We start from the raw sequence: 22,195 nt of genomic DNA on the forward strand, positions 1-22,195 counted from the left end.
GCCTCAGGCCGGCGCGCAGGCGGCCAGCGCGTCCAGGCCGGGCTGGTAGGCCGTGGTCTGCACGTCCAGCAGGCCCAGCACGGTGTGGAAGAAATTGTCGTGGCTCAGCGGCTGGGTGCGGCGCGACTGCAGGCAGGCGGCGTCGAGGCCGCGCCAGCGAAGGAACTCGGGCGAGGTCCACAGCAGCATCGGCACCCGGGTCTGCTCTTCGGGGGCCAGCGCGTAGGGCGCGCCGTGCAGGTAGAGGCCATGTTCCCCGGTCGATTCGCCGTGGTCGGACAGGTACAGCAGCGCCGGCGTGCGGTCGCCGGCCTCCTGCTCGAGCAGGCGGATCAGTGCGGCCAGGACGTGGTCGGTGTAGAGGATGGTGTTGTCGTAGCTGTTGCGGATCTCTTCCTGGCTGCAGTCCTGCAGCGCCACGCTCTGGCAGGTGGGCGTGAAGCGCTCGAACGGCTTCGGGTAGCGCTTGAAGTAGGCCGGGCCATGGCTGCCGATCTGGTGCAGCACGAAGACCTTGTCGCCGGTGCCGGGCACCGCCAGTTCATCGCGCAGGTGTTCGACCAGGCGCTCGTCCTGGCAGCCGTCGGCATCGCAGGGAACCGCGGCCGGCAGCTTCGCCATCGACTCCTCGCGCTGGCGCGCGGCCACGCCCTTGCTGCCGGTGTTGTTGTCCTCCCACTCCACCTGCAGGCCGGCGTGGGCGATCACGTCGAGCAGGTTCTCGCGGCCACGCGCATCGGACTCGTCGTAGCCGCCGCGGCCCAGGTCCGAGAACATGCAGGGCAGCGAGGTCGCGGTGTTGGTGCCGCAGGAGCTCACGTTCGGGAAGAACACCGGCGCGATCTTGGCCAGTTCGGGATTGGTTTCGCGCGGGTAGCCGGCCAGGCTGAAGCTGTCGACGCGGGCCGACTCGCCCACCACGATCACCATCAGCAGCGGCTTGCGCACGCCGTAGCGGCTGCCGCCGCGGGCGTCGGCGCCCAGCGGCGTGACGACCACGGGCGCGCTCGGCGCGGCGTGCTTGAGGTAGCCGCGCACGGCGTTGACCAGGTTGGTGGGCGTGGCCAGGTGCCGCAGCTCGGCGTGATTGCGCGCGGTCGAGGAAAACTCGCGGGTAAAGGGCAGGACGGCCAGGCCCAGTACCGCCAACAGGGCGAGCATGAAACCGGCGCGCGCGGCCAGTTCGCGTGGCCAGGGGCGGTAGCGCACGGGCAGCTTCCACAGCAGCAGCGCCGGCAGCAGGCCCAGCACCGCGAGGTAGCCGGCCATCGACCACGACAGCCATTCGCTGCCTTCGCGCAGGTCGGTCTCGAGCACGCTCTGCAGCGCGTGGCGGTCGACCACTGCGCCGTAGCCGTCCATGAAGTAGGCGGCGCTGGCCGACAGCACCAGCACCAGCGCGAGCGCCGGCTTCTGCAGGCCGCGCCAGGCGACGAAGGACAGCAGCAGGCCGTTGGCGACGAACAGCACGGCGAACGCCGCCAGCAGGAACAGCGCACCGCGCAGGCCGCCCGGCAGGTCGGCGGCCACCAGGTTCCGCCAGAAGCTGGCGCTGTAGGCCAGGGCCAGCAGCGCGGCGACGATCGCCGTCAGGGTATTGGCGCCGATGCCTCGCGGGGCGGGGGTGACGGTCGGGTTCGACAAGGGAGCCTCGCGCAGGGTGGCGACCGTGGCCATCGCCCGGTCGGTGCGGCGACATCGTCGGCTAACCGGCGCGGTCGCGTGTCAAAAATCCGTAAGGCCCCGGCCTGCGTTCAGTCCGGGTTATTCGTCCACCGGCAGCGCGAAGTCCAGGACCACGCGATAGGTGCCGGTGGCCTGGCCGTCGGGCACCGGCGCGGTCTTCCAGCGTTCCGCGGCGCGCACGGCGGCGCGGTCGAGGGTGCGGTCGCCGGTGGATTCGACCACCCAGGCCTGGCGCACGTCGCCGCAGCGATTGACGAACAGCACCAGGGTGGCCCGGCCGCTGGCCCCCGCGCGCAGGGCGCGCGACGGATAGTCCGGCGCCGGCGTATGCACCGGGCCCGGCTCGCAGGCCTCGGTGCCGACGATGGCCACCCAGTCCGGCCGGTGGTCCGGCGTGGGCGGCGGCGGCGCGCGCTCGGCGTCCAGCGCCGCGCGCGCCGCCTCGCAGCCGGCGCCGGGCTCGCAGTACAGGTCGGCGATCCAGCGGTAGCGGTCCTCGCCGGCCCAGCGCAGGCGGTAGCCCGCGTGCGGGCGCTCGGCACCCTCGGCGGCGAGGAAGCGCCATTCGCCGGCCAGTTCACCCTCGGTCTCGACCACGCGCGGATAGGCCGGGTCGAAGCGCAGGTCGGGCGGCTCCGGGTTGCGCCCGGGCATGGCGGCGCCGTAGCGCCGGGCACGCTGCACTAGCAGCTGCTCCCACAGCGCCTGCACGGTCACGACGCGCGAGGTCTCGACCCGCAGCCAGCCGGTGTCGTCGGCCGGCACCGGGGCCGGTGCGCCCGCCACCGCGAGCGCCAGGGCGATCGCGCCGATCATCCGAGGCCGATCGCCTTTTCCTTGCGCTCGGCCAGCCGCTTTTCCAGGTAATGGATGTTGGTGCCGCCCTGCTGGAAGCCCACGTCCGCGAGGATGCGCTGCTGCAGCGGCACGTTGGTCTTGATGCCGTCGACCACCATCTCGCTCAGCGCCACCCGCATGCGGGCGATGGCCTGGGCCCGGGTCGCCCCGTGCACGATCAGCTTGCCGATCATCGAGTCGTAGTTGGGCGGGACCTTGTAGCCCTCGTAGATGTGCGAATCGACCCGCACGCCCGGACCGCCCGGCGCATGGAAGTGGCGGATCAGGCCGGGGCTGGGCAGGAAGCTTTCCGGATCCTCGGCGTTGATGCGGCACTCGATGGCGTGGCCGTTGATCTTGATGTCGCTCTGCTTGATGGAAAGCTTCTGGCCGCTGGCGATCAGCAGCTGCTCGCGCACCAGGTCGACGCCGGTGATCATCTCGGTCACCGGGTGCTCGACCTGGATGCGGGTGTTCATCTCGATGAAATAGAAGCGGCCGTTCTCGTACAGGAACTCGAAGGTGCCGGCGCCGCGGTAGCCGATGCGTACGCAGGCCTCGGTGCAGATGCGGCCGATCTCGGCGCGCTGCTCGTCGGTGATGCCCGGGGCCGGCGCTTCCTCGACCACCTTCTGGTGCCGGCGCTGCATCGAGCAGTCGCGCTCGCCCAGGTGGATGGCGTTGCCCTGGCCGTCGGACAGCACCTGGATCTCCACGTGGCGCGGGTTCTCCAGGAACTTCTCCATGTAGACCATGTCGTTGCCGAACGCGGCCTTGGCTTCCTGCTTGGTGGCCGCGATGGCGGTCATCAGCGCGCCCTCGCTGTGCACCACGCGCATGCCGCGGCCGCCGCCGCCGCCGGCGGCCTTGATGATGACCGGGTAGCCGATGTCGCGGCCGTGGCTGATGCACTCGGCCGGATCATCCGGCAGCGGGCCGCCCGAACCGGGCACGCAGGGGACGCCGGCTTCCTTCATGGCGCGGATGGCCTCGACCTTGTCGCCCATCATGCGGATCACGTTGGCGGTCGGGCCGATGAAGACGAAGCCGGACTTCTCGACGCGCTCGGCGAAGTCGGCGTTCTCGCTCAGGAAGCCGTAGCCCGGGTGGATGCCCTGGGCGTCGGTGACCTCGGCCGCGGCGATGATCGCCGGGATGTTGAGGTAGCTCTCCGACGACGGCGCCGGGCCGATGCACACCGACTCGTCGGCCATGGCCACGTGCTTGAGGTTGCGGTCCACGGTGGAGTGCACGGCCACGGTCTTGATGCCCAGGGCGTGGCAGGCGCGCAGGATGCGCAGCGCGATCTCGCCGCGGTTGGCGATGACGATCTTGTCGAGCATGGGAAGCGCCTTCAGCTGATGACGAACATGGGCTCGTCGAATTCGATCGGCTGGCCGTTCTTGACCAGCACGGCCGTCACGGTGCCGGACACTTCGGCCTCGATCGGGTTGAACATCTTCATCGCCTCGATGATGCCCAGGGTCTCGCCCTGCTTGACGGTCTGGCCGACCTTCACGAACGGCGGCTTGTCCGGGCTGGGCGACTCGTAATACGTGCCGACCATGGGCGAGCGCACCGTGTGGCCCTCGGGCACGTCCTTGGTGGACTTGCCCACGGCCTCGGCCGACATCGCGGCGGCGGGCGCGACGGGCGCCGGGCGCGGCGCCTCGACGTGCTGCACGGCCACCGGGGCCGGCGCGGCGTAGCCGCCGGTCGAATGGCGGGCCAGGCGCACGGATTCCTCGCCTTCCTTGATCTCGATCTCGGAAAGGTTGGATTCCTCGAGCAGGTCGATGAGTTTCTTGATCTTGCGAAGGTCCATGAAGGCCTCGTCTCGTCGTTGGAGTGGGTGGTTCGGAAGCGGCGGCCTCAGCGGCCGGCCGGGGACTCGGAAGCGGAGAGGCGCTTGAGCGCCGCCTCCAGGGCATAGCCGTAGCTGTCGGCGCCAAAGCCGCAGACCACCCCCAGCGCCAGGCTGGAGAAGTAGCTGTGGGCGCGGAACGGCTCGCGGGCGTGCGGGTTCGACAGGTGCACTTCGATGAAGGGCAGGGCCACCGCCGCCAGCGCGTCGCGCAGCGCCACCGAGGTATGGGTGAAGGCGGCCGGGTTGATCAGGATGAAGGCGGTGCCGTCGCGGCGGGCGGCCTGTACGCGGTCGACCAGTTCGTGCTCGGCGTTGGACTGGAAGTCGACCAGCACGTGGCCGGCGGCCGTGGCCCGGGCGGCAAGGGCGGCGTTGATGTCGGCGAGCGTGGCATGGCCATAGATGCCCGGCTCGCGTTCACCGAGCAGGTTCAGGTTGGGACCATGCAAAACCAGGATCTTCGCCACGCCAGCCTCCCCGGGGGAGGCACAGTCTGGGGGCAAGGCCGGGCCGCTGTCCAGACGATCGCCGCGACTTCCCGGATTTTAACGGGCGTTTGAATTCATTCGGCCGGCGCGCGGACCCACTCGTCCAGGGCCTGCAGGCTGGGGAATTCGCCGTAGCGGGTCTTCACCAGCCGCCCCTGGTCGTCCACCAGTGCGGTGAACGGCAGGATGTTGCGGCGATTGCCCAGGACCACCGAGCTGTCGCGCGGGCCGGGCGTCTCGAGCAGGGTCTCGAAGCCCACCGGGACCTCGCGCAGGAAGGCGCGGGCCTCTTCGGCCGTGTCCAGGGCCACGCCGAGCACCTGGATGCCGTTGCCGCCCTGTTGGGCGGCGAAGGCGTCCAGGATCGGCATTTCCTTGCGGCAGGGGCCGCACCAGCTGGCCCAGTAGTTGATCAGGCGGGGCCGGCCGGGGCCGTCGAGGCGGCGTTCGCCGGCCTGCGCCAGGTAGGGCAGGGTCATCGGTGGCAGCGCCTGGCCGGGCTCGACCTGCACCAGGCCGGGCGGCGGCGGCTGTTCGGCGGGCAGCATCGTGCGGTGGCCCAGCCACCAGCCCAGGCCGGCACTGGTGGCGCCGAGCACCACGATGGCGCCCCAGGTCAGGAAGGCTTCGCGTTTCACGTCCGTTGGTCTCGTTGGGTGGGTGGATGCCCGGCGGCGGCCATCAGTTCGCCGCGTCCGCCAGGGCCTGGGCCACGCCGTCCGGGGTCAGCACGGTCGGCAGCACCCGGGGCTCGCCCTGGCGCGGGTAGACCACGTACAGCGGCACGCCGACCGCGCCGTGCGATTCCAGGAAGGCGGTGATGGCCGGATCCACGTCGGTCCAGTCGCCCTTCATGTAGACCGCGCCGGCGGACTCGAGTGCGGCGCGGAAGCCGTCGCGGCCGAGCACCGTGCGCTCGTTGGCCTTGCAGGTGACGCACCAGTCGGCGGTCATGTTCACGAACACGACGCGGCCGTCGCGGCGCAGCTGGTCGAGCTTCTCCTGCGAGAACGCGACCACGCCTTCCTGGGTCGTCGCCGCGCGCTCGGGTGCCGGCATCCGCTGCACCACCAGCACCGGCCACAGCGCCGCCAGCACCACCAGGCCCGCCAGCAGGCGCGGCAGCAGGCGGCCCCAGCGCGCCTTCTCCCACCACCACAGGCCCAGGCCCAGCACCACCGCGCCGGCCAGCACCAGGCCGATGGCGTCGGCGCCGCGCTGCTTGGCCAGCACCCACAGCAGCCAGACCGCCGTGAGGTACATCGGGAACGCCAGCACCTGCTTGAGCGTGTCCATCCAGGCGCCGGGCCTGGGCAGGCGCGAAGCCAGCGCCGGCACGAAGCCGATCAGCAGGAAGGGCAGCGCCAGGCCCAGGCCCAGCGCCAGGAAGACCAGGATCGCGACCGCCGGCGACGCCGCGAAGGCGAACGCCAGCGCCGTGCCCATGAAGGGCGCGGTGCACGGGCTGGCCACCACCACCGCCAGCACGCCGGTGAAGAAGTCGCCGGCCGGGCCGGACTTCTGCGCCAGCGACTGGCCGGTGCCGGCCAGCGAGGCGCCGAAGCTGACCACGCCCGACAGCGACAGGCCGATGGCGATCATCACCAGCGCCAGCGCCGCGATCACGCCCGGCTGCTGCAGCTGGAAGCCCCAGCCCAGGGCCAGCCCGGCCTGGCGCAGCGCCAGCGCGATCGCGCCGACCGCGGCGAAGCTGGCCAGCACGCCGGCCGTGTACCACAGCGCCTGGCGCTTGGCCTGGCCGCCGCCCTGGGCCAGCGACAGCGCCTTGAGCGAGAGCACCGGCAGCACGCAGGGCATCAGGTTGAGGATGACGCCGCCGCCCAGCGCCAGCGCCAGGGCCAGCCACAGCGGGGTGGCGCCGCGGGCGGGCGGGGTTTCGCGCGCGACCTCGGCCGGCGCCGCCGTGGCGGCGCCCGCCGGCAGCGTCACCGTGGCGGTGCGGGTCATCGGCGGGTAGCAGATGCCGTCGGTCTGGCAGCCCTGGAAGGTGGCGGTGACGGTGGCCACGGTGGCGTCGGACGTCGAGCGCTGCAGCGGCAGCACCGCGTCGACCGGGTCGAAGTAGACCTGCACGTCGCCGAAGTGTTCGTCGCGGTGCGCCTGCGCCGGCGGCCACTGCAGGGCGCCGGCGGTGACGCCGTCGCCGGCGACCTCGACCGAATTGCGCTCGCGGTAGAGGTAGTAGCCCGGGGCGGGGTTGAAGCGCAGCAGCAGCTTGTCCGGGCCGCCGGCGATGGCCTCGAAGCGGAAGGCCTGGGCTTCGGGCAGGGGCAGGCCGGCGGCGGCGCGGAGGCCGTCGCCGCCCCCGAACAGGTCGGGGCCGCGGCTGCCGCCCAGCGCCGCCAGCGGATCGGCGCCGGCGGCCGGCAGCATCACGGTCAGGGTCTTGGTGTGCGGCGGGTAGCAGATGCCGACATCGGCACAGCCCTGGTACTTCACCCGGAACCGCAGTGCGGTGGCGTCATCGGCCGCGGCGCCGGTGACCACGGCCGTCAGCTGGTTCCGGTAGGTCTCGACGTCGCCGAAGAACTCGTCGGTGTAGGCCTCGCCGTCCGGCAGCTCCACCGGGTTGGCCTTGAAGCCGCCCTCGGCCAGCTCGACGCCGGTGCGGTGGCGGTAGAGGTAGTAGCCGGGCGCGATGTCCCAGGCGAACTCGATGCGGCCGCGGTCGGTGGCCCGGGCGGTCAGCGCGAAGGCCTCGTCGATCGGCAGCAGGTCGGACTCATCCACCGCCCGGGCGGTGGGAGCAAGGAGGAGCGCGGCCAGGGCGGCCAACAGCCAACGGGTCATGCGGACGTCTCGTTTGGGAGGGCGGCCCGCGGCGGGCCGGCCTTTACGACCCCAAGTATCCCCGGAAGTTCGTCGCCGGGGCGAGAATCCCGCCCCGGCGAGGGCTCATGCCCGGTCGGTCATGGCCTCGACGAAGTCGACCAGCGGCTGCTGCTCGGGGCTGCGCAGGGTGCGGAACGCCAGCAGCAGCCGCTCTTCCAGCCCGCACTGGGCGTAGAAGTTGAGCATCATCGCCGGCGTTTCGGCGTCGCCGCCCAGCCAGCGGCCGCCGCGGCCGGTGGCCAGCCATTCGAAGCTGACGGTCGTGGCCATGGCGATCTTGGCCATGTTGTCGGTGGTGGGTTTGGCGCCGTCGCGGCGCTCCCACTGGGCCACGGCGCTGCGCGCGACGCCGACGATGTTGGCCAGCTCGGACTGTGAAAGTTCGGCGCCGCGGCGCGCCTGCCTGATGCGGTTGAACAGCAAGGTCATGGTGTATCCCCGGAAAAAATCGTGTTGCAGCGCCCGGCCCCCTCTGCGTGGGTCCTGGGCGTGGTGGGCAGGCGCGGTACACAGCCACTGTCGGCCTCCCCTGAGGACCTCGCGGCATCCGTCGTCCTGCGGGTGGCGGCACCTCGCGGTGTCCGCCTGCCGGGACCTTCGCATTGGCTTTCGCCGCCGTCGTGGCTTCCGGTCACCGGGGTCTTCCGGGGCGCAAGTTGACGGCGGCTTGCCGACATTTACGCCCAATACCGGGACCCCGTCCCTGGCGTGATTGTAAAGTGAGATTGAGGTCACATATCAACCGTGACCGGCATCAGGCTATTTGGACCTGTCGGGGTGGGGGAGTGAGCCCCGCTGACGCCCGGCCGAACACCCGCCCCCCCTTGTGTGCCCACGGGCCGACCCCATCAAGGGCGGGTCGCGGCCTACCTGTCGGGTAGGCTTGCGCGTATCATTGGCACTCACCGGGGCCGAGTGCTAACACACCAGGCCCATGTCGTTGAAATCACAGGAATAACGAGGATACCCATGAACATCAAGCCGCTCTACGACCGCGTGGTCATCAAGCGTATGGAAGAAGAAAAGATGTCCGCCGGCGGCATCGTCATTCCGGACTCGGCCACCGAGAAGCCGATCAAGGGCGAAGTGCTCGCCGTTGGCGCCGGCAAGGCCCTGGACAACGGTTCGACCCGCGCCCCGACCGTGAAGGTTGGCGACAAGGTGCTGTTCGGCAAGTACGCCGGCACCGAAGTGAAGGTCGACGGCCAGGAAATCCTGGTGGTCAAGGAAGACGACATCCTCGCCATCCTCGGCTGAGGCTTTCGGTCCCTCCGTACCCCGCCGGCCCGCGCCTGCGCGACCGGCCCCGCAACAACCCCACACAGAATTCTGGAGTTTAGAAAATGGCTGCCAAGGAAATTCGTTTCGGTGAAGACGCCCGCGCCCGCATGGTGAAGGGCGTGAACATCCTCGCCAATGCCGTCAAGGCCACCCTGGGCCCGAAGGGCCGCAACGTCGTGCTCGACAAGAGCTTCGGCGCCCCCACGATCACCAAGGACGGCGTGTCCGTCGCCAAGGAGATCGAGCTGGCCGACAAGTTCGAGAACATGGGCGCGCAGATGGTGAAGGAAGTCGCGTCCAAGACCTCCGACATCGCCGGTGACGGCACCACCACCGCCACCGTGCTGGCGCAGGCGCTGATCCGCGAGGGCATGAAGGCGGTCGCCGCCGGCATGAACCCGATGGACCTCAAGCGCGGCATCGACAAGGCCGTCGTGGCCGCCGTCGGCGAGCTCAAGACCCTGTCCAAGCCGTGCTCGACCTCGAAGGAAATCGCCCAGGTCGGCTCGATCTCGGCCAACTCCGACGCCAACATCGGCGAGCTCATCGCCAAGGCGATGGACAAGGTCGGCAAGGAAGGCGTGATCACCGTCGAAGAGGGTTCGGGCCTGGAGAACGAGCTCGACGTCGTCGAGGGCATGCAGTTCGACCGCGGCTACCTGTCGCCGTACTTCATCAACAACCAGCAGTCGATGTCGGCCGAGCTGGAAGACCCGTTCATCCTGCTGTACGACAAGAAGATCGCCAACGTCCGCGAGCTGCTGCCGGTGCTCGAAGGCGTCGCCAAGGCGGGCAAGCCGCTGCTGATCGTGGCCGAGGAAGTGGAAGGCGAGGCCCTGGCCACGCTGGTGGTCAACACCATCCGCGGCATCGTCAAGGTCTGCGCCGTGAAGGCCCCGGGCTTCGGTGACCGCCGCAAGGCGATGCTGGAAGACATGGCCATCCTGACCGGCGGCACCGTGATCTCCGAGGAAGTCGGCCTGCAGCTCGAGAAGGCCACCATCAAGGACCTGGGCCGCGCGAAGAAGATCCAGGTCTCGAAGGAAAACACCACCATCATCGATGGCGCCGGCGCGGCCGACGGCATCCAGGCCCGCATCAAGCAGATCAAGGCGCAGATCGAAGAGACCTCTTCGGACTACGACCGCGAGAAGCTGCAGGAGCGCGTCGCCAAGCTCGCCGGCGGCGTGGCCGTGATCAAGGTCGGTGCCTCGACCGAGATCGAGATGAAGGAAAAGAAGGCCCGCGTCGAAGACGCCCTGCACGCCACCCGCGCTGCGGTGGAAGAGGGCATCGTCCCGGGCGGCGGCGTCGCGCTGATCCGCGCCAAGGCGGCCATCACCGGCCTCAAGGGTGCCAACGAGGACCAGAACCACGGCATCGTGATCGCCCTGCGCGCCATGGAGGCCCCGCTGCGCGAGATCGTCACCAACGCCGGTGAAGAGCCGTCGGTCATCCTCAACAAGGTCGTCGAGGGCAAGGCCGCGTACGGCTACAACGCCGCCAACGGCGAGTACGGCGACATGATCGAGTTCGGCATCCTGGACCCGACCAAGGTCACCCGCACCGCGCTGCAGAACGCCGCGTCGATCGCGGGCCTGATGATCACCACCGAAGCGATGGTGGCCGAGGCCCCGAAGAAGGACGACGGCGGCGCCGGTGCCGCCGGCGGCATGGGTGGCGGCATGGGTGGCATGGGCGGCATGGACTTCTAAGTCCCTCCGCGCCCCCCGCGACATCGAAAAGCCCCGCTCCGGCGGGGCTTTTCTTTTGTCCCGGGGCGCTGGCGCGCCCGGCCCGCGCGGTCACCGCCCCGCCGCCCGGCGCGCCGTTGGCAAAGTCCCGGAAACTCTGCCTAAACTCGGCGCGCGGGGAGGGGCCTGGCGCATGGCGGCCGGGTCCGCCCCCCTATCGGCCCGGTCCATCCCCAGGGGATGGCTTGCAGGGACTGCACGCCCGGGACCATCCGCATCGTTGCCTTCATTGGGTTGTCTCGGGGACACACATGGTGAGCATGAAGAAGTGGGGTGCTGCACTCGCGCTGGTGGCCCTGGTCGCCGTGGCCAGTCCCGTGGCCCAGCGCTTCGCGCCGGAACGCCGGGCGGACGCGGCGCGTCCCGCGCGTCCGGTGGATGCGCCCGCCGCACAGGCGGCAGGCAGCGCGCGTGGCGACGCGGCTGCTGCGCGCGCCGTCGGCACCGCCGACGACAGCGCCCCCGCTGCGCGTCGCGGCCAGGCCGGAAGCCGCGGCACCGACGCCAGCCGCTTCGTCGTGATGCCGCGCACCCGGCTTCCCGGCGGCGGATTCCATTACGACCCCGCGCTGAACGCCGGCGACGGCGTGGAGCGTCCGGCGGCCCCGGTCGGCCACCGCGATGACGCCGCGCCGGGCACCTACATCGTGCTGTTCGACGAGCCCTCGCTCGCCGCCTACCGCGGCGACCTCGCGGCGCTGTCGGCGCCGCCCCGGACGTCGGGCAAGGACGGCAAGCGTCGCATCGACGTCCAGAGCCGGGAGGCCCGCGACTACCTGGGCTACCTGCAGGGCCGCCAGTTGGAGATGGAGGCACGCATGGCCGGGGTCGCCGGACGGGCGCTCGACGTGCGCATGCGCATGCAGCATGCCGTCAACGGCATCGTGGTCGACATGACCGCCGAGGCGTCGGCCCGTGTCGCCAAGCTGCCGGGCGTGCGCCTGGTCGAGGGCTACCGCGAGTACCTGGCGAACACCGACGTCGGCCCGACCCTGATCGGTGCGCCCGTCGCGTGGGCCGGCAGCAGCAGCCAGCCGGGCGGCGCCAGCGCGGTCCAGGGCGAAGGCATCGTCATTGGCATGATCGACTCGGGCATCAACTTCGGCAGTCCGTCGTTCGCGGCCATCGACCCGGTGGACGGCTACGTCCACGTCAATCCGCTCGGCGCCGGCGTCTACCTGGGCTCCTGCGCCGCCGGCGGGGAAGACGTCGGCCGTTGCAACGACAAGCTGATCGGCGGCTACGACTTCGTCTGCCTCGCCCCCGGCAACCAGTGCGGCGCGACCGACGTGCGCGAGGAGCCCGGCTTCGGCGACACCAACGGCCACGGCAGCCATACCGCGTCCACCGCCGGCGGCAACCGCCGCGACGTCGTCTTCGGCAGCGCCCAGGTCCGGATCTCGGGCGTGGCCCCGCGCGCCAACCTCATTGCCTACGACGCCTGCTACACCAACACCGCCACCGGCCAGGGCCTGTGCCCGAACGTGGCCACCGTGGCCTCGATCAACCAGGCCGTGGCCGACGGCGTCGACGTCATCAACTACTCGATCGGCGGCGGCGCCGAGCCCTGGTCCGAAGCGACGTCCCTGGCCTTCCTCGATGCCACCGACGCCGGGATCTTCGTCGCCACCTCGGCCGGCAACAGCGGTCCGGGACCCAACACGATGGGCCACCTCGAGCCCTGGACCTCATCGACCGCGGCGTCGCAGCACGGCCGCGCCGGCTTCGCGTTCCTGATGCAGGTGACCGGCCCGGAACCCGTGCCGGCCCCGCTGCAGCCGATCGTGGTGACCCCGGGCAGCGGCGGCGTGGCGTTCTCGGCCACCCTCCCGGGCACCACGCGCCTGTTCATCAGCCCCGGCATCGCCACCACCAGCGACGGCTGCAACGCCTTCGCGGCCGACGCCTTCACCGGCGGCATCGTGCTCATCCGCCGCGGAACCTGCTCGTTCTCGATCAAGGCCAACAACGCCGCCGCCGCGGGCGCCGTCGCGGTCGTCATCGCCAACAACCAGGCGGGCGGCCTCGTTCCGTCGGTGCCCGGCACCACGGTCCCCGTGTTCAGCGTGACCGAGGCCGAGGGCAATGCGTTGGCCAGCTTCGGCAACGCCAACCCGGCCAACACGACGGCGCAAATCGCCTTCCCGGCCGTGGGCGTGCCCAACGTCGTCGATGCGCTGGCTTCGTTCAGTTCGCGCGGCCCCGCCGGCAACTTCGACCTGGTCAAGCCCGACATCACCGCGCCCGGCGTGGACATCCTGGCCACGCTGGCCGGCACCACCATCACCGGCTCCGAATCGCTGGTCGGCGTCATCAGCGGTACGTCGATGGCGTCGCCGCACAATGCCGGCGCCGCGGCGCTGATCCGCCAGGCGCGTCCCACCTGGACGGTGGCCGAGATCAAGTCGGCGCTGCTGATGACCGCGACGCCCCAGGTCTACCTCGAGGACGAGGTGTCGCCGGCCGACCCGTTCGCGCGTGGCTCGGGACGCATCCGCCTGGAGCGGGCCATCCGGGCCGGCCTGGTGCTGGATGAATCCAAGGCCAGCTACCTGGCCGCCAATCCCGGCACGGGCGGGCTGACGCACACGCTCAACCTGCCCAGCATGGCGCGGGCCAACTGCGCGCCGACCTGCCAGTTCGTCCGCACCTTCCGCAACCCGGGCACCTCGGGCGGGCTGTGGTCGCTGGGCGTGTCCGGCCTGGCCGGAAGCGTCGACAGTCCCTTGATCTGGGTGCCCGCCGGCACGTCCCGCACGGTTACGGTGACCATCGACACGTCGGCGATCCCGGCCAACAACGCCTGGAACTTCGGCGAGCTGGTGCTGACCCGGATCTACAGCGGCGCCCAGTCGGCCGCGGACAGCACCCTGAGGCTGCCGATCGGCGTCACGGTGGCGCCGCCGGTGCTGTCGGTGCCCGGCCTGGTGTCGGCCAGCGTCGCGGTCGGCAACGACGGCTCGACCAGCTTCGACATCGGCAACACCGGCGGTTCGCCGCTGGTGTACACCGCCACCACGACGGGCAACGCGGCGGCCACGGTCTACCGTGCCGACCGGGGCGCCGTGAACAGCGGCTTCCGCAGCACGATCTACACGGATCCGGCGACGGCCGGCTTCAACGCGCAGTTCGCCGCCGACGATTTCCAGGTGGTGGCGAGCACGCAGGTCACCGGCCTGAGCACCGAAGGCTTCGTGGTCAGCGGGGCGGCCTTCCCGGGCGCGGCGGTCGACCTGACCTGGTCGATCTATCCGGACCTGGCCGGCGTGCCGGCAGGCAATCCCGCCACCAATCCGGGCGCGGCAGTGTGGAGCTACACGGCGGCGGCCAACGCCCCGGGCGTGGGCACGGCGGCGGGCTTCCTGACGCTCAACCTCGCCGCCGCGGGCCAGAACCTGGTCCTGCCGCCGGGCACCTACTGGCTGGTGGTCAGCACCCGCGGCACCTTCGCCAACCGGTGGGCGCGGTTCGGCTCCGCCACCGGCAGCGGCAGCTTCATGACGATCAGCATCGACCTCGCCAATGCCGGCGCCTGGGCGCCCAACGTGGCGTTCGCCGGCCTGAACACGACGATCACCGGCCAGGTGGCCTGCGGCGCGCCGTGGCTGGGCGCACTCAGCCCGGCCAGCGGCTCCGTGGCGCCAGGTGCCAGCCAGGCCACCGGCCTCGCCCTGGCCTCGTCCGCGCTGGCGGCGGCGACCTACGGCGGCTTCGTCTGCGTCAACAGCAACGACCCGGTGTCGCCGGCGGTGGCGGTGCCGGTGCGGCTGACCGTCACGCCCTGACCGGCTCGCGCCGGGATCGAAACAGGAGGGCCCGGAGGAATCAGGGCCCTTTTTCCGGGTTCAATGCGGCTGCGCGGGCGGTCGCTTGCCGGCCACGCCGCCGGGTCTACCGGGCGACCGCATCGTCGGTGAGGTCCACGCACCGGTTGTCGACGCACTGGCAGCCGCTGATTTCCCGGAAACCGCAGATCGACGACATGCCGTCCTTCCCGCACTGGGCGCGGACCGCGGCCGGATCCGTCCTGGCGTCCTTGTTGACGCACATCGGGAAGTAGCCGCAGCAGTTGCCCACGTCCTTCACCGCGCAATCGCTGTCGGTCCTGCAGCTGCGGCTGGGTTCGGCGAACTGCCCGGCCAGGCGCGGGACGTCGGCGGCCGGCTGCGGGTCGGCCTGTTGTGGGTCGGCCTGTTGTGGGTCGGTCTGTTGCAGTTCGGCCTGTTGAGGGTCGGCCTGTTGCGAGACGGCCGGCCCGGCTGCCGGCGCCATCGGGGCGTTGGCGGGCGGCGTGCGCGCCGTGCAGCCTGCCAGCGCCAGCGCGGCCAGTCCGGCGAATGCCAGGCTACGCAATCCCATCGCGGACGCCAGGGCCGATCAGCGCCCCGGCACGCGGCAGCACTGCGCCGTGCCTTCGACCGTGATGACGCCTGCCGTGGTGTTCTGTCCCGAGCAGAAGGCCAGCATGGAACCGTTGTTCAAGTAGAGGCCGTTGATGGCCCAGTTGGCCTCGTTGAAGCCCGGGGTGCGGCAGCCGGCGCCGGTGACGGCGTAGCTGACGGGGCAGGCGGGGATGGCGATGTCGAAGACGCCGTTGGCGGCGACGTTCTGGGTGACGAAGGTCGCCGTGCAGTCCAGGCCGGTCGCCTGCGGGGCAATGAAGTAGCCGACGATGTCGCCCACCACGTGGGTCTGCGCGAACGTGTAGACGCTGATGTCGGCGCCGGCCGAGCTGCTGTCCAGCGGCACGATGGCGAGGTTGCCGCGGATGTCGCCGGCGACGTAGTTGACCGTGGCGGCGAGCGGCAGGGTGCCGCCGGCTTCGTAGGCGGTGATGAAGCCGGCGATGCTGGGGGTCACCACGGTGAAGTTGATGACCGCCGAGCCGATGGTGCCGACGTTGCCGACGTTGCAGTTGGTGGCGGCGCCGCCCTGGGCGGTGTAGTCGGTGGCGGCGGCGATGTCGAAGTCGCGGGTGCCGCCGGCCGGGATAGGACCGCCGGCCAGGCGCGTGTCGATGACGCGGCAGGGCGTGACCGGCACGTACACCAGGTCGCGGCTGGCGTCACCGATGGCCTGGGGGGTGGCGTCGGCCTCGGCCGGCTGCGCGGCACTGCTGCCCGAGACCCGCGGGCGCGCCAGGTCCGCGCGCGGCATCTCCGGCACGGGCGCGGCCTTGGCCAGCAGCGCGTCGTTCATTTCCTCGAAAGTGCGGGCATCGGCGGCACGCTGCAGCGACGCCATCGGCGTCCGCATCAGCAGCGGCACCATGTCCTTGCTCCAGGCCTCGGCCGGACGCGCGTAGGCGCCCTCGACGTGCTCGCCCCACTTTTCCACGATCCGCAGCACCAGGTCCGATCGGCGCTGCTGTTCGCGGCTGTCGCCGGACGCTGCGCCGACGCTGCCGGCGAGCACGGCGCAGCCGATGAGAATCCCGAGAGCAATGGAGGAACGGTTCATAGGACGACCCCTGGGGTGGATGCGTGGGTGGGACGAACCAGGGCCGCCGGCGGGCGCCTTGTCCCCTGCGCCGGCCCGCGGCCCTCGTGTTGCCGGAGCATATACCCGCCGTGCGCCCGGAAAACAGCGCCAGCGCGGGCGAGGTGGCGTGCCCCGCGCCCGGCACTTGCTTCACGCGGCCTGCACGGTATGCTCGGAGGTCCGAGGGTCCGGCACCGGCCAACCCGCCCCGACAACAGGAGACCCATCATGAAGCTCCGCACCTTGTTCCTGTCCTGCCTGCTGGCGCTGCCGCTCGCCGCCCAGGCGCGCATCGCCGAAGACACCGAAACCGCCTCCCTGGCCCAGCGCGCCGACGCCGAGGCCGAGAAGATCACCGACGCCGAGGCCTTCGTCGACGAAATCGACGAGAGCCTGGCCCTGGCCCGCGAAGGAACCTACGGCCGGCTCAAGCGCGGCTCGATGGCCCAGGCCGAGACCGCGCGCAACAAGATCGCCGACCTGCTCGAAGGCCACGAGAACGCGATGGAGCTCCAGCCCGACGAGCGCATCGAGCTCTACAACGCCCAGGAGCTGATCACCGCGATGATCCGCAACGACGACAAGGGCCGCATGGTCTGCAAGAAGGAAATCCGCCTGGGTTCCCGCTTCCCGACCACCGAGTGCCTGACCGTCGCCCAGCGCGAGGAGAAGGCTCGCGGCGCCCGCTCCGGCGCCAACGACACCCTGCGCAACGTCTGCATTCCCGGTGAAGGCCAGGCCTGCGCCCGCTGAGCCACCCGGAATCGTTATCCAGCCCCGCTCCGGCGGGGCTTTTTTTGGCTTCGTTCCTGCGTCGCCCGGCATCGGACGCGTCGCTTTCCGGCCTGCCCGCGACATCTGGTAACGTCGTGGCGCTGGGCGGCCGGGGGGAAACGCATGGCAACGTCACTTGAGATCCAGGTCCTGCAGCTGTTCGAGCAGGCCTTGGCGCAGCCGCCGGGCCAGCGCGAGGCCTGGCTGGCCGCGCAGGCGGTGCCGGCCGAAGTGGCCGGGCGGGTGCAGGGCCTGCTGCGTGCCGAACTGGCCACGTCGGTGACGATGGACGAGACCGAGGTGCTGCCGGACGAAACCCCGCCGGAATTTCCCCAGGCCGGAGAGCGCCTGGGCAACTATGAGCTGGTGAGGCCGCTGGAAGCCGGCGGCATGGGCGTGGTCTACCTGGGCCGCCGCGCCGACAACGCCTACGACCAGCAGGTGGCGATCAAGCTCGTGCGGCCGGTGCACCTGCTGGCGACCGCGGATTTCCGCCGCCAGCTGATCACCCGCTTCGAGGAAGAGCGCACGATCCTCGCCCGCATGAGCCACCCTAACGTGGCCCGCATCCTGGACGGCGGCAGCACCGCCACCGGCATCCCCTACCTGGTGATGGAGTACGTCGACGGCATCTCGCTGACCGAGTACTGCAAGCGCGAAAAGCTCGACGTGCCCGCGCGGCTGGCGCTGTTCTGCAAGGTCTGCGACGGCGTGCAGGAGGCCCACCGCCACCTGGTGGTGCACCGCGACCTCAAGCCCGACAACATCCTGGTGGTTGCGAACGGCGAACCGCGGCTGCTTGATTTCGGCATCGCCAAGATCCTGGGCCAGGAGCCGCTGGGCGACGACGGCAAGCCGCAGACCTCGCTGAGCGCGATGACGCCGGCCTACGCCAGTCCCGAGCAGGTCCGCCAGGAAGCGCTGACGACCAGCTCGGACGTGTATTCGCTGGGCGTGATGCTCTACCAGCTGCTGGCCGGCGTCAGGCCCTACGAACTCGGCGGCCTGCGCCCGGCCGAGGCCGAGCACGTGGTTTGCGACACCCTGCCCGAGCCGATGGTCCGCAAGCTCGGGAGCGCCGCGATCACCGACGAAGAGCGTCGGCGCCGGCGCGCGCAGCTGACCGTGGACGTCGAACGAATCGTCGCCAAGGCGATGCACAAGGACGCCGGCCGCCGCTACGGTTCGGCGCAGGAAATGGCCGACGACATCCGCCGCTACCTCGCCGGCGAACCGGTGCAGGCCCACCCTGATTCGACGGGCTATCGCCTGCGCAAGTTCCTGGGCCGGCACCGCATCGGCGCCGCCGCCGCCTCGCTGGCGCTGGCCGCCATCCTGGGCGCCAGCGGCGTGGCCTTCTGGCAGGCCGGCGAAGCCCGGCGCGCCGCCAGCGACATGGAGGAGATCAACCAGTTCCTGATGGGCGTGCTGCAGCTGACCGACCCGTATTCCTCCGGCGGCGAGTTCACCCTCAACGAGGCCGTCGACCTGGCGGTGGACGCGGTCGACAAGCGCTTCGCCGGGCGTCCCCACCTGGCCTCGGGCGTGCGCTTCTCGCTTGGCTACAGCCTGCTCAACCGCGGCCAGCTCGCGGCGGCCGAGACCCAGTTGGCCAAGGCCCTGGCCGAGAGCGAGCAGTCGATGGGCGCCCGGCACCTGCGCACCCTGCAGATCCGCGAGGCCATCGCCCAGCTCCGCCTGGCCCAGGGTCGCGACGAGGAAGGCGAGGCCATGCTGCGCTCGCTGCTCGACGACCTGGTCGCGAGCGGCCGGGACGAGGCGCCGCTCCGGCGCCTGGTGCTGACCAACCTGGGCCAGTACTACCTGACCCGGGAGAATTACCCGGAAGCGCGCACCACCCTCGAGCAGGCCCGGGCCTTGCCCGAGCCGGCGCCCGGCACGCTGGCGCCGACGGCGCAGGCGGTGCTGCTGTCGAACCTGGCCTATGCCGCCCACGGGCTGGGCGAGCTGGACGAAGCCGATCGGCTGTTCACCGAGGCCGAGGCCGAGTTCGCACGGGTCAGCGACCTGGGCAGCGCCGAGCTGGCGTCGCTGCTCAACAACCGCGCTTTCCTGCTCGACGACCAGGGCAAGGCCGACGAGGCGTACGCGATGCGCCAGCGCGCCGTGGCGATGCGGCGTTCGGTGCTGGGCGACAGCCATCCGGCGATGGTGATGCCGCTGCTGGACCTGGCCCAGGTCGCCCTGATGCGCGGCGACGCCGAGGACGGCCTGGCGCTGGCGACCGAAGCGGTCGGTGTCGCCGGCCGCGCCTATCCCGAGGCCAACGAGTACACCGTATTCGCCAAGCTCATCCGGGCCGGTGCCCTGATCAACAGCAAGCGCTTCCTGGAAGCCGGCGAAACGCTGGTGCTGGCCGAGACCGAGCTGGCGGGCCTGGCGGAACCCCCGGACTACGTGGTGCAGGGCGCCCGCTATACGCGCGACGGCCTGTGCCGCCGCCCGCGTTCGCCGCCCGTGCCGTCCTGCGCCGGCATCACGCCGACCGAGCCGGCCTTGCCGTGATCGCGCGGCGCTTCGCGACCGCCCGGGCCGGCCGTCAGGGCCGGACGGCGGTGACTTCGATTTCGACCAGGAAGCCGGGGTTGGCCAGCGCCGCCACCTGGAACGTGGAGCGCACCGGCAGGTTCGGCTGGCCTTCGGTGCCGAAGAACTGGCTGTAGCCCTTCATGAAGCCGCCGAAGTCCATGCGGCCGTCCATCGCGGGAACGCCGACCAGGTAGACCTGCATCTTCACCACGTCGCCCATCGTCAGCCCCAGGCCCTCGAGCTGGGCCTGGATGGCCTTGAGCACGTTGATCGTCTGCTGCTCGGTGTCGCCATAGGCCGCCAGTGTGCCGGCAGGCGCGGTCGCGTCGGCCACCGGCGGCACCGTTCCGCTGAGGTAGACCGTGGTCGCACCCGCCGGGACTTCGACGGCGGCGGCAATGGGGAAGGTGCTGTTGTTGGGCAGCTTGTGCCGGACCACGTCGCCCGCCGTCGCAAGCGTCGGGGCCAGCAGCAGGAACAGGAGGAACTTGCGCATGCTCAGTTTCCTTTTTCGGGACGAACGGCGCGCACGTCGGCGGCGGTGACCGGATCAGGGTAGTCATTGCCCCACTGGGTGCGCAGGTAGTTGACCACGTTGGCCACCTGCTCGTCGGTGAGCCAGGTGGGCGGGAAGAATCCGGCGGGCGCCCGGTCGGCGTCGAAGGCGGGCATGTTGCGCCGCCCCCCCAGCACGGTGGTGATCACGAACGGCGCCGACGCGAGCCGGGGGTTGCCGGCCAGTGCCGGGTACTGGCCCGCGCCCTGGGCGCCGCGGCCGCCGGGCATGTGGCAGCCCTGGCAGACCTGCGCATAGATCTCTGCGCCGCCGGTGACGCCCAGCATGCCGGCCGGATCGGGCGCCGCGGGCTCGACCGCGAGCGCCGGCGCGGCGAGGCCCGCGGCCAGGGCCAGCAGGCGCCAGCCGGCGAAGCGTCGTGTTCCCGGGCGCGGGCTCATGCGGCCTGGCTCCCGGACAGGGCGCGCTGGTGCAGTCGCGTGATGGCGTCGTGGGCCGAGGTGACGGCGCCTTCCTGCCAGGCGGGAAGGAAGGACGCATGTTCGCCCGCCAGCACGATCCGGCCGTCGAACGCGCACAGGTCGTCGTAGTGCCGTTCGCGCGTCTGGTCGGTCCACAGGCCGAAGCAGCCGTGCGTGAACGGCGAACGATGCCAGGCGACGGAAACGCCGCTGTCGAACTCGGCGTCGTACTGCGGGTGGATCTGCCGGCCCTGCGCCACCGCCGCCTGCACCCGTTCGGCCGGCGACATCGAGGTGAACCTCATCGCATCCGGCCCCCATAGGTAGCCACCCAGCAGCACGCCCTTGCCGCGGTCGTGGTAGCCGTGGCTGGGATAGCTGATGTTGCCGATGGGCAGGTCGGTGTAGGTGATGCCGCCATAGATGTGCTCGTCCTCTTCCCAGAACCGGCGCTTGAACTGGAGGCCCACCTTCACCGCCGACGCGTAGGGCACGGCGTTGATCGCCTGGGTCATGGCGCTGCCCACGTCCATGGGGATCTGGCCGAGGATCGAGAGCGGGATCGTGCACACGCACCAGTCCGCACGGGCTTCGTGGTGGCGGCCGGCGTCGCCGGTGTCTTCGTAGATGGCGCGCACCCCGCCGCCGTCCTGCCGGATCTCGACGACGCGGGCATTGAAGCGGATCAGCCCGTCGAGTTCGCGGGCGAAGGCTTGTGCGATCCGGTCCATGCCGCCGACCGGCTGCATCAGCGTGCCCTGCATCTCGTACAGGTCGGCGATCGGCAGCGAGCCCCAAAGCCCGGCGCCGAGCAGGTCGGAAACCCCGATGGGGCGCGAGAACACCGGTCGCCCGCCCAGGCCGCCGCCGGGATCCTTGTCGTAGCCGCGACGCTCACTGCTGAAATTCGAAGGGGCGTAGCGGTAGTCCTGGTCGAGGGCACCCCACCACTGCAGCGACGCCAGCAGGATCTCCTGGTCCTGCGCGCTCAGCGGCGCATCCAGCGCGCCGCCTTGGGTGGCCTTGGCCAACAGCTCGGCCACGTGCCCCTGGTAGTCGGCCTTCACCGCGCGCATCCGCTGGGGCTTGCCGCCAAACGCCTGGGCGCTGTGCAGGTAGGCGTTGTAGTTGCACTGGACGAAGTTCTCCAGCGGCACGCCCAGCCGCCGGCAATAGCCCAGGATGCCGTGGTGGTGATGCGGCAGCCGCCACGGCCCGGGATTGATGTACAGGCCTTCGTCGAACTGGCAGTGCTGGGTTTCCCCGCCCAGCTCGGTATAGGTATCGCCGCCGCGCAGGCTCATCACGCGACCGCCGGCGCGGTGGTTGTACTCCAGCACCTGCACCCGGTAGCCGGCGTTGCGCAGCTCGAAGGCGGCGACCATGCCGGCGATGCCCGCGCCCAGCACCAGCACCGAGGCGCCCGGGGGTGCTGCCCCCAGCGAAGGCATGGCCCGGAAGCTGGATTCGGCGGCGAGGCCCAGGCTGGTCATGGCCTGGTACATCACCGCACTGCCGGCGGTCATGCCGATCATCCGAAGCAGCTGCCGGCGCGTCATCGAGGACGCGATCGTCGCCTGGCCCATGGACGTCCCCCGGCGCGGCCTGTCCATCCACGGACGGGCGCCTGACCAAGACCAACGCGG

The 22,195-nt window shown here is 71.0% G+C and carries 18 protein-coding genes; 5 read left to right on the forward strand and 13 right to left on the reverse strand.

Features of this window, described 5'->3' with window-relative positions; translation table 11 throughout:
- Positions 1 to 3: 3 nt before the first annotated feature.
- From VFQ84_RS06050 to VFQ84_RS06085, 8 genes are all read right to left on the reverse strand, one after another.
- Entirely contained in the window at positions 4 to 1,677 is a 1,674-nt protein-coding gene (locus VFQ84_RS06050) for a phosphoethanolamine--lipid A transferase (RefSeq protein ID WP_325130245.1), read from the reverse strand.
- 87 nt (positions 1,678 to 1,764) lie between these two features.
- On the reverse strand, positions 1,765 to 2,502 hold the full coding sequence (locus VFQ84_RS06055) for an energy transducer TonB (protein WP_325130247.1): 738 nt from the start codon (positions 2,500 to 2,502) through the stop codon (positions 1,765 to 1,767).
- Positions 2,499 to 3,866: an acetyl-CoA carboxylase biotin carboxylase subunit gene (gene accC / locus VFQ84_RS06060; RefSeq protein WP_325130248.1), complete on the reverse strand. Its 1,368-nt coding sequence runs from the start codon at positions 3,864 to 3,866 to the stop codon at positions 2,499 to 2,501. Before accC ends, VFQ84_RS06055 begins: the two co-directional genes overlap by 4 nt.
- Positions 3,867 to 3,877: 11 nt before the next feature.
- Positions 3,878 to 4,348 carry an acetyl-CoA carboxylase biotin carboxyl carrier protein gene (gene accB / locus VFQ84_RS06065; RefSeq protein ID WP_325130250.1) on the reverse strand — a complete coding sequence of 157 codons (471 nt, stop codon included), beginning with the start codon at positions 4,346 to 4,348 and terminating at the stop codon, positions 3,878 to 3,880.
- Between the two features lie 47 nt (positions 4,349 to 4,395).
- Positions 4,396 to 4,857: a type II 3-dehydroquinate dehydratase gene (aroQ, locus tag VFQ84_RS06070; protein WP_325130252.1), complete on the reverse strand. Its 462-nt coding sequence runs from the start codon at positions 4,855 to 4,857 to the stop codon at positions 4,396 to 4,398.
- Between the two features lie 95 nt (positions 4,858 to 4,952).
- Complete coding sequence (locus tag VFQ84_RS06075) at positions 4,953 to 5,516, reverse strand: TlpA disulfide reductase family protein (RefSeq protein WP_325130254.1); 564 nt, start codon at positions 5,514 to 5,516, stop codon at positions 4,953 to 4,955.
- Between the two features lie 43 nt (positions 5,517 to 5,559).
- Positions 5,560 to 7,689: a protein-disulfide reductase DsbD gene (locus tag VFQ84_RS06080; protein ID WP_325130258.1), complete on the reverse strand. Its 2,130-nt coding sequence runs from the start codon at positions 7,687 to 7,689 to the stop codon at positions 5,560 to 5,562.
- Between the two features lie 105 nt (positions 7,690 to 7,794).
- On the reverse strand, positions 7,795 to 8,160 hold the full coding sequence (locus tag VFQ84_RS06085) for a helix-turn-helix transcriptional regulator (protein WP_325130260.1): 366 nt from the start codon (positions 8,158 to 8,160) through the stop codon (positions 7,795 to 7,797).
- A 540-nt stretch (positions 8,161 to 8,700) separates the two neighbouring features.
- Between VFQ84_RS06085 and groES the strand changes: the two genes are divergently transcribed.
- The 3 genes from groES (at position 8,701) to VFQ84_RS06100 (ending at position 14,551) form a co-directional block, all read left to right on the forward strand.
- Complete coding sequence (gene groES, locus VFQ84_RS06090; RefSeq protein ID WP_034213129.1) at positions 8,701 to 8,988, forward strand: co-chaperone GroES; 288 nt, start codon at positions 8,701 to 8,703, stop codon at positions 8,986 to 8,988.
- An 86-nt stretch (positions 8,989 to 9,074) separates the two neighbouring features.
- Complete coding sequence (gene groL / locus VFQ84_RS06095) at positions 9,075 to 10,727, forward strand: chaperonin GroEL (RefSeq protein WP_325130262.1); 1,653 nt, start codon at positions 9,075 to 9,077, stop codon at positions 10,725 to 10,727.
- Positions 10,728 to 11,026: 299 nt separating this feature from the next.
- Entirely contained in the window at positions 11,027 to 14,551 is a 3,525-nt protein-coding gene (locus VFQ84_RS06100; protein ID WP_325130342.1) for a S8 family serine peptidase, read from the forward strand.
- Between the two features lie 106 nt (positions 14,552 to 14,657).
- Here the strand turns inward: VFQ84_RS06100 and VFQ84_RS06105 are convergent, their stop codons facing one another.
- The gene (locus VFQ84_RS06105; protein ID WP_325130264.1) at positions 14,658 to 15,125 is read right to left on the reverse strand and encodes a hypothetical protein; all 468 of its coding nucleotides are present in this window, start codon (positions 15,123 to 15,125) and stop codon (positions 14,658 to 14,660) included.
- An 18-nt stretch (positions 15,126 to 15,143) separates the two neighbouring features.
- Positions 15,144 to 16,226 (reverse strand): hypothetical protein, encoded by a 1,083-nt coding sequence (locus tag VFQ84_RS06110; RefSeq protein WP_325130266.1) that lies wholly within the window; start codon positions 16,224 to 16,226, stop codon positions 15,144 to 15,146.
- A 249-nt stretch (positions 16,227 to 16,475) separates the two neighbouring features.
- On the opposite strand from VFQ84_RS06110, the gene VFQ84_RS06115 reads away from it, so the two are divergent.
- Entirely contained in the window at positions 16,476 to 17,000 is a 525-nt protein-coding gene (locus tag VFQ84_RS06115) for a hypothetical protein (RefSeq protein WP_325130269.1), read from the forward strand.
- A 144-nt stretch (positions 17,001 to 17,144) separates the two neighbouring features.
- Entirely contained in the window at positions 17,145 to 19,547 is a 2,403-nt protein-coding gene (locus tag VFQ84_RS06120; protein WP_325130271.1) for a serine/threonine-protein kinase, read from the forward strand.
- Between the two features lie 34 nt (positions 19,548 to 19,581).
- On the opposite strand, the gene VFQ84_RS06125 is transcribed toward VFQ84_RS06120, so the two are convergent.
- Genes VFQ84_RS06125 through VFQ84_RS06135 form a run of 3 tightly spaced genes read right to left on the reverse strand, consistent with a single transcriptional unit; the run spans position 19,582 to position 22,108 of the window.
- Entirely contained in the window at positions 19,582 to 20,067 is a 486-nt protein-coding gene (locus VFQ84_RS06125) for a RidA family protein (RefSeq protein WP_325130273.1), read from the reverse strand.
- A gap of 2 nt (positions 20,068 to 20,069) precedes the next feature.
- Entirely contained in the window at positions 20,070 to 20,528 is a 459-nt protein-coding gene (locus VFQ84_RS06130; protein ID WP_325130275.1) for a cytochrome c, read from the reverse strand.
- The gene (locus VFQ84_RS06135; RefSeq protein WP_325130344.1) at positions 20,525 to 22,108 is read right to left on the reverse strand and encodes a flavin monoamine oxidase family protein; all 1,584 of its coding nucleotides are present in this window, start codon (positions 22,106 to 22,108) and stop codon (positions 20,525 to 20,527) included. The genes VFQ84_RS06130 and VFQ84_RS06135 overlap by 4 nt, the downstream gene beginning before the upstream one ends.
- Between the last annotated feature and the right edge of the window lie 87 nt (positions 22,109 to 22,195).

Source organism: Arenimonas sp. (assembly GCF_035721105.1).
Classification (GTDB): Bacteria; Pseudomonadota; Gammaproteobacteria; order Xanthomonadales; family Xanthomonadaceae; genus Arenimonas.

Coding starts and splice junctions, on each gene's coding strand:
- VFQ84_RS06080 (WP_325130258.1), bottom strand. CDS start 7,689: ATGACCCGTTGGCTGTTGGCCGCCCTGGCCGCGCTCCTCCTTGCTCCC.
- VFQ84_RS06135 (WP_325130344.1), bottom strand. CDS start 22,108: ATGACGCGCCGGCAGCTGCTTCGGATGATCGGCATGACCGCCGGCAGT.
- accB (WP_325130250.1), bottom strand. CDS start 4,348: ATGGACCTTCGCAAGATCAAGAAACTCATCGACCTGCTCGAGGAATCC.
- VFQ84_RS06100 (WP_325130342.1), top strand. CDS start 11,027: ATGAAGAAGTGGGGTGCTGCACTCGCGCTGGTGGCCCTGGTCGCCGTG.
- VFQ84_RS06115 (WP_325130269.1), top strand. CDS start 16,476: ATGAAGCTCCGCACCTTGTTCCTGTCCTGCCTGCTGGCGCTGCCGCTC.
- VFQ84_RS06105 (WP_325130264.1), bottom strand. CDS start 15,125: ATGGGATTGCGTAGCCTGGCATTCGCCGGACTGGCCGCGCTGGCGCTG.
- VFQ84_RS06120 (WP_325130271.1), top strand. CDS start 17,145: ATGGCAACGTCACTTGAGATCCAGGTCCTGCAGCTGTTCGAGCAGGCC.
- accC (WP_325130248.1), bottom strand. CDS start 3,866: ATGCTCGACAAGATCGTCATCGCCAACCGCGGCGAGATCGCGCTGCGC.
- VFQ84_RS06055 (WP_325130247.1), bottom strand. CDS start 2,502: ATGATCGGCGCGATCGCCCTGGCGCTCGCGGTGGCGGGCGCACCGGCC.
- VFQ84_RS06110 (WP_325130266.1), bottom strand. CDS start 16,226: ATGAACCGTTCCTCCATTGCTCTCGGGATTCTCATCGGCTGCGCCGTG.
- groL (WP_325130262.1), top strand. CDS start 9,075: ATGGCTGCCAAGGAAATTCGTTTCGGTGAAGACGCCCGCGCCCGCATG.
- VFQ84_RS06050 (WP_325130245.1), bottom strand. CDS start 1,677: ATGGCCACGGTCGCCACCCTGCGCGAGGCTCCCTTGTCGAACCCGACC.
- VFQ84_RS06085 (WP_325130260.1), bottom strand. CDS start 8,160: ATGACCTTGCTGTTCAACCGCATCAGGCAGGCGCGCCGCGGCGCCGAA.
- VFQ84_RS06125 (WP_325130273.1), bottom strand. CDS start 20,067: ATGCGCAAGTTCCTCCTGTTCCTGCTGCTGGCCCCGACGCTTGCGACG.
- groES (WP_034213129.1), top strand. CDS start 8,701: ATGAACATCAAGCCGCTCTACGACCGCGTGGTCATCAAGCGTATGGAA.
- VFQ84_RS06130 (WP_325130275.1), bottom strand. CDS start 20,528: ATGAGCCCGCGCCCGGGAACACGACGCTTCGCCGGCTGGCGCCTGCTG.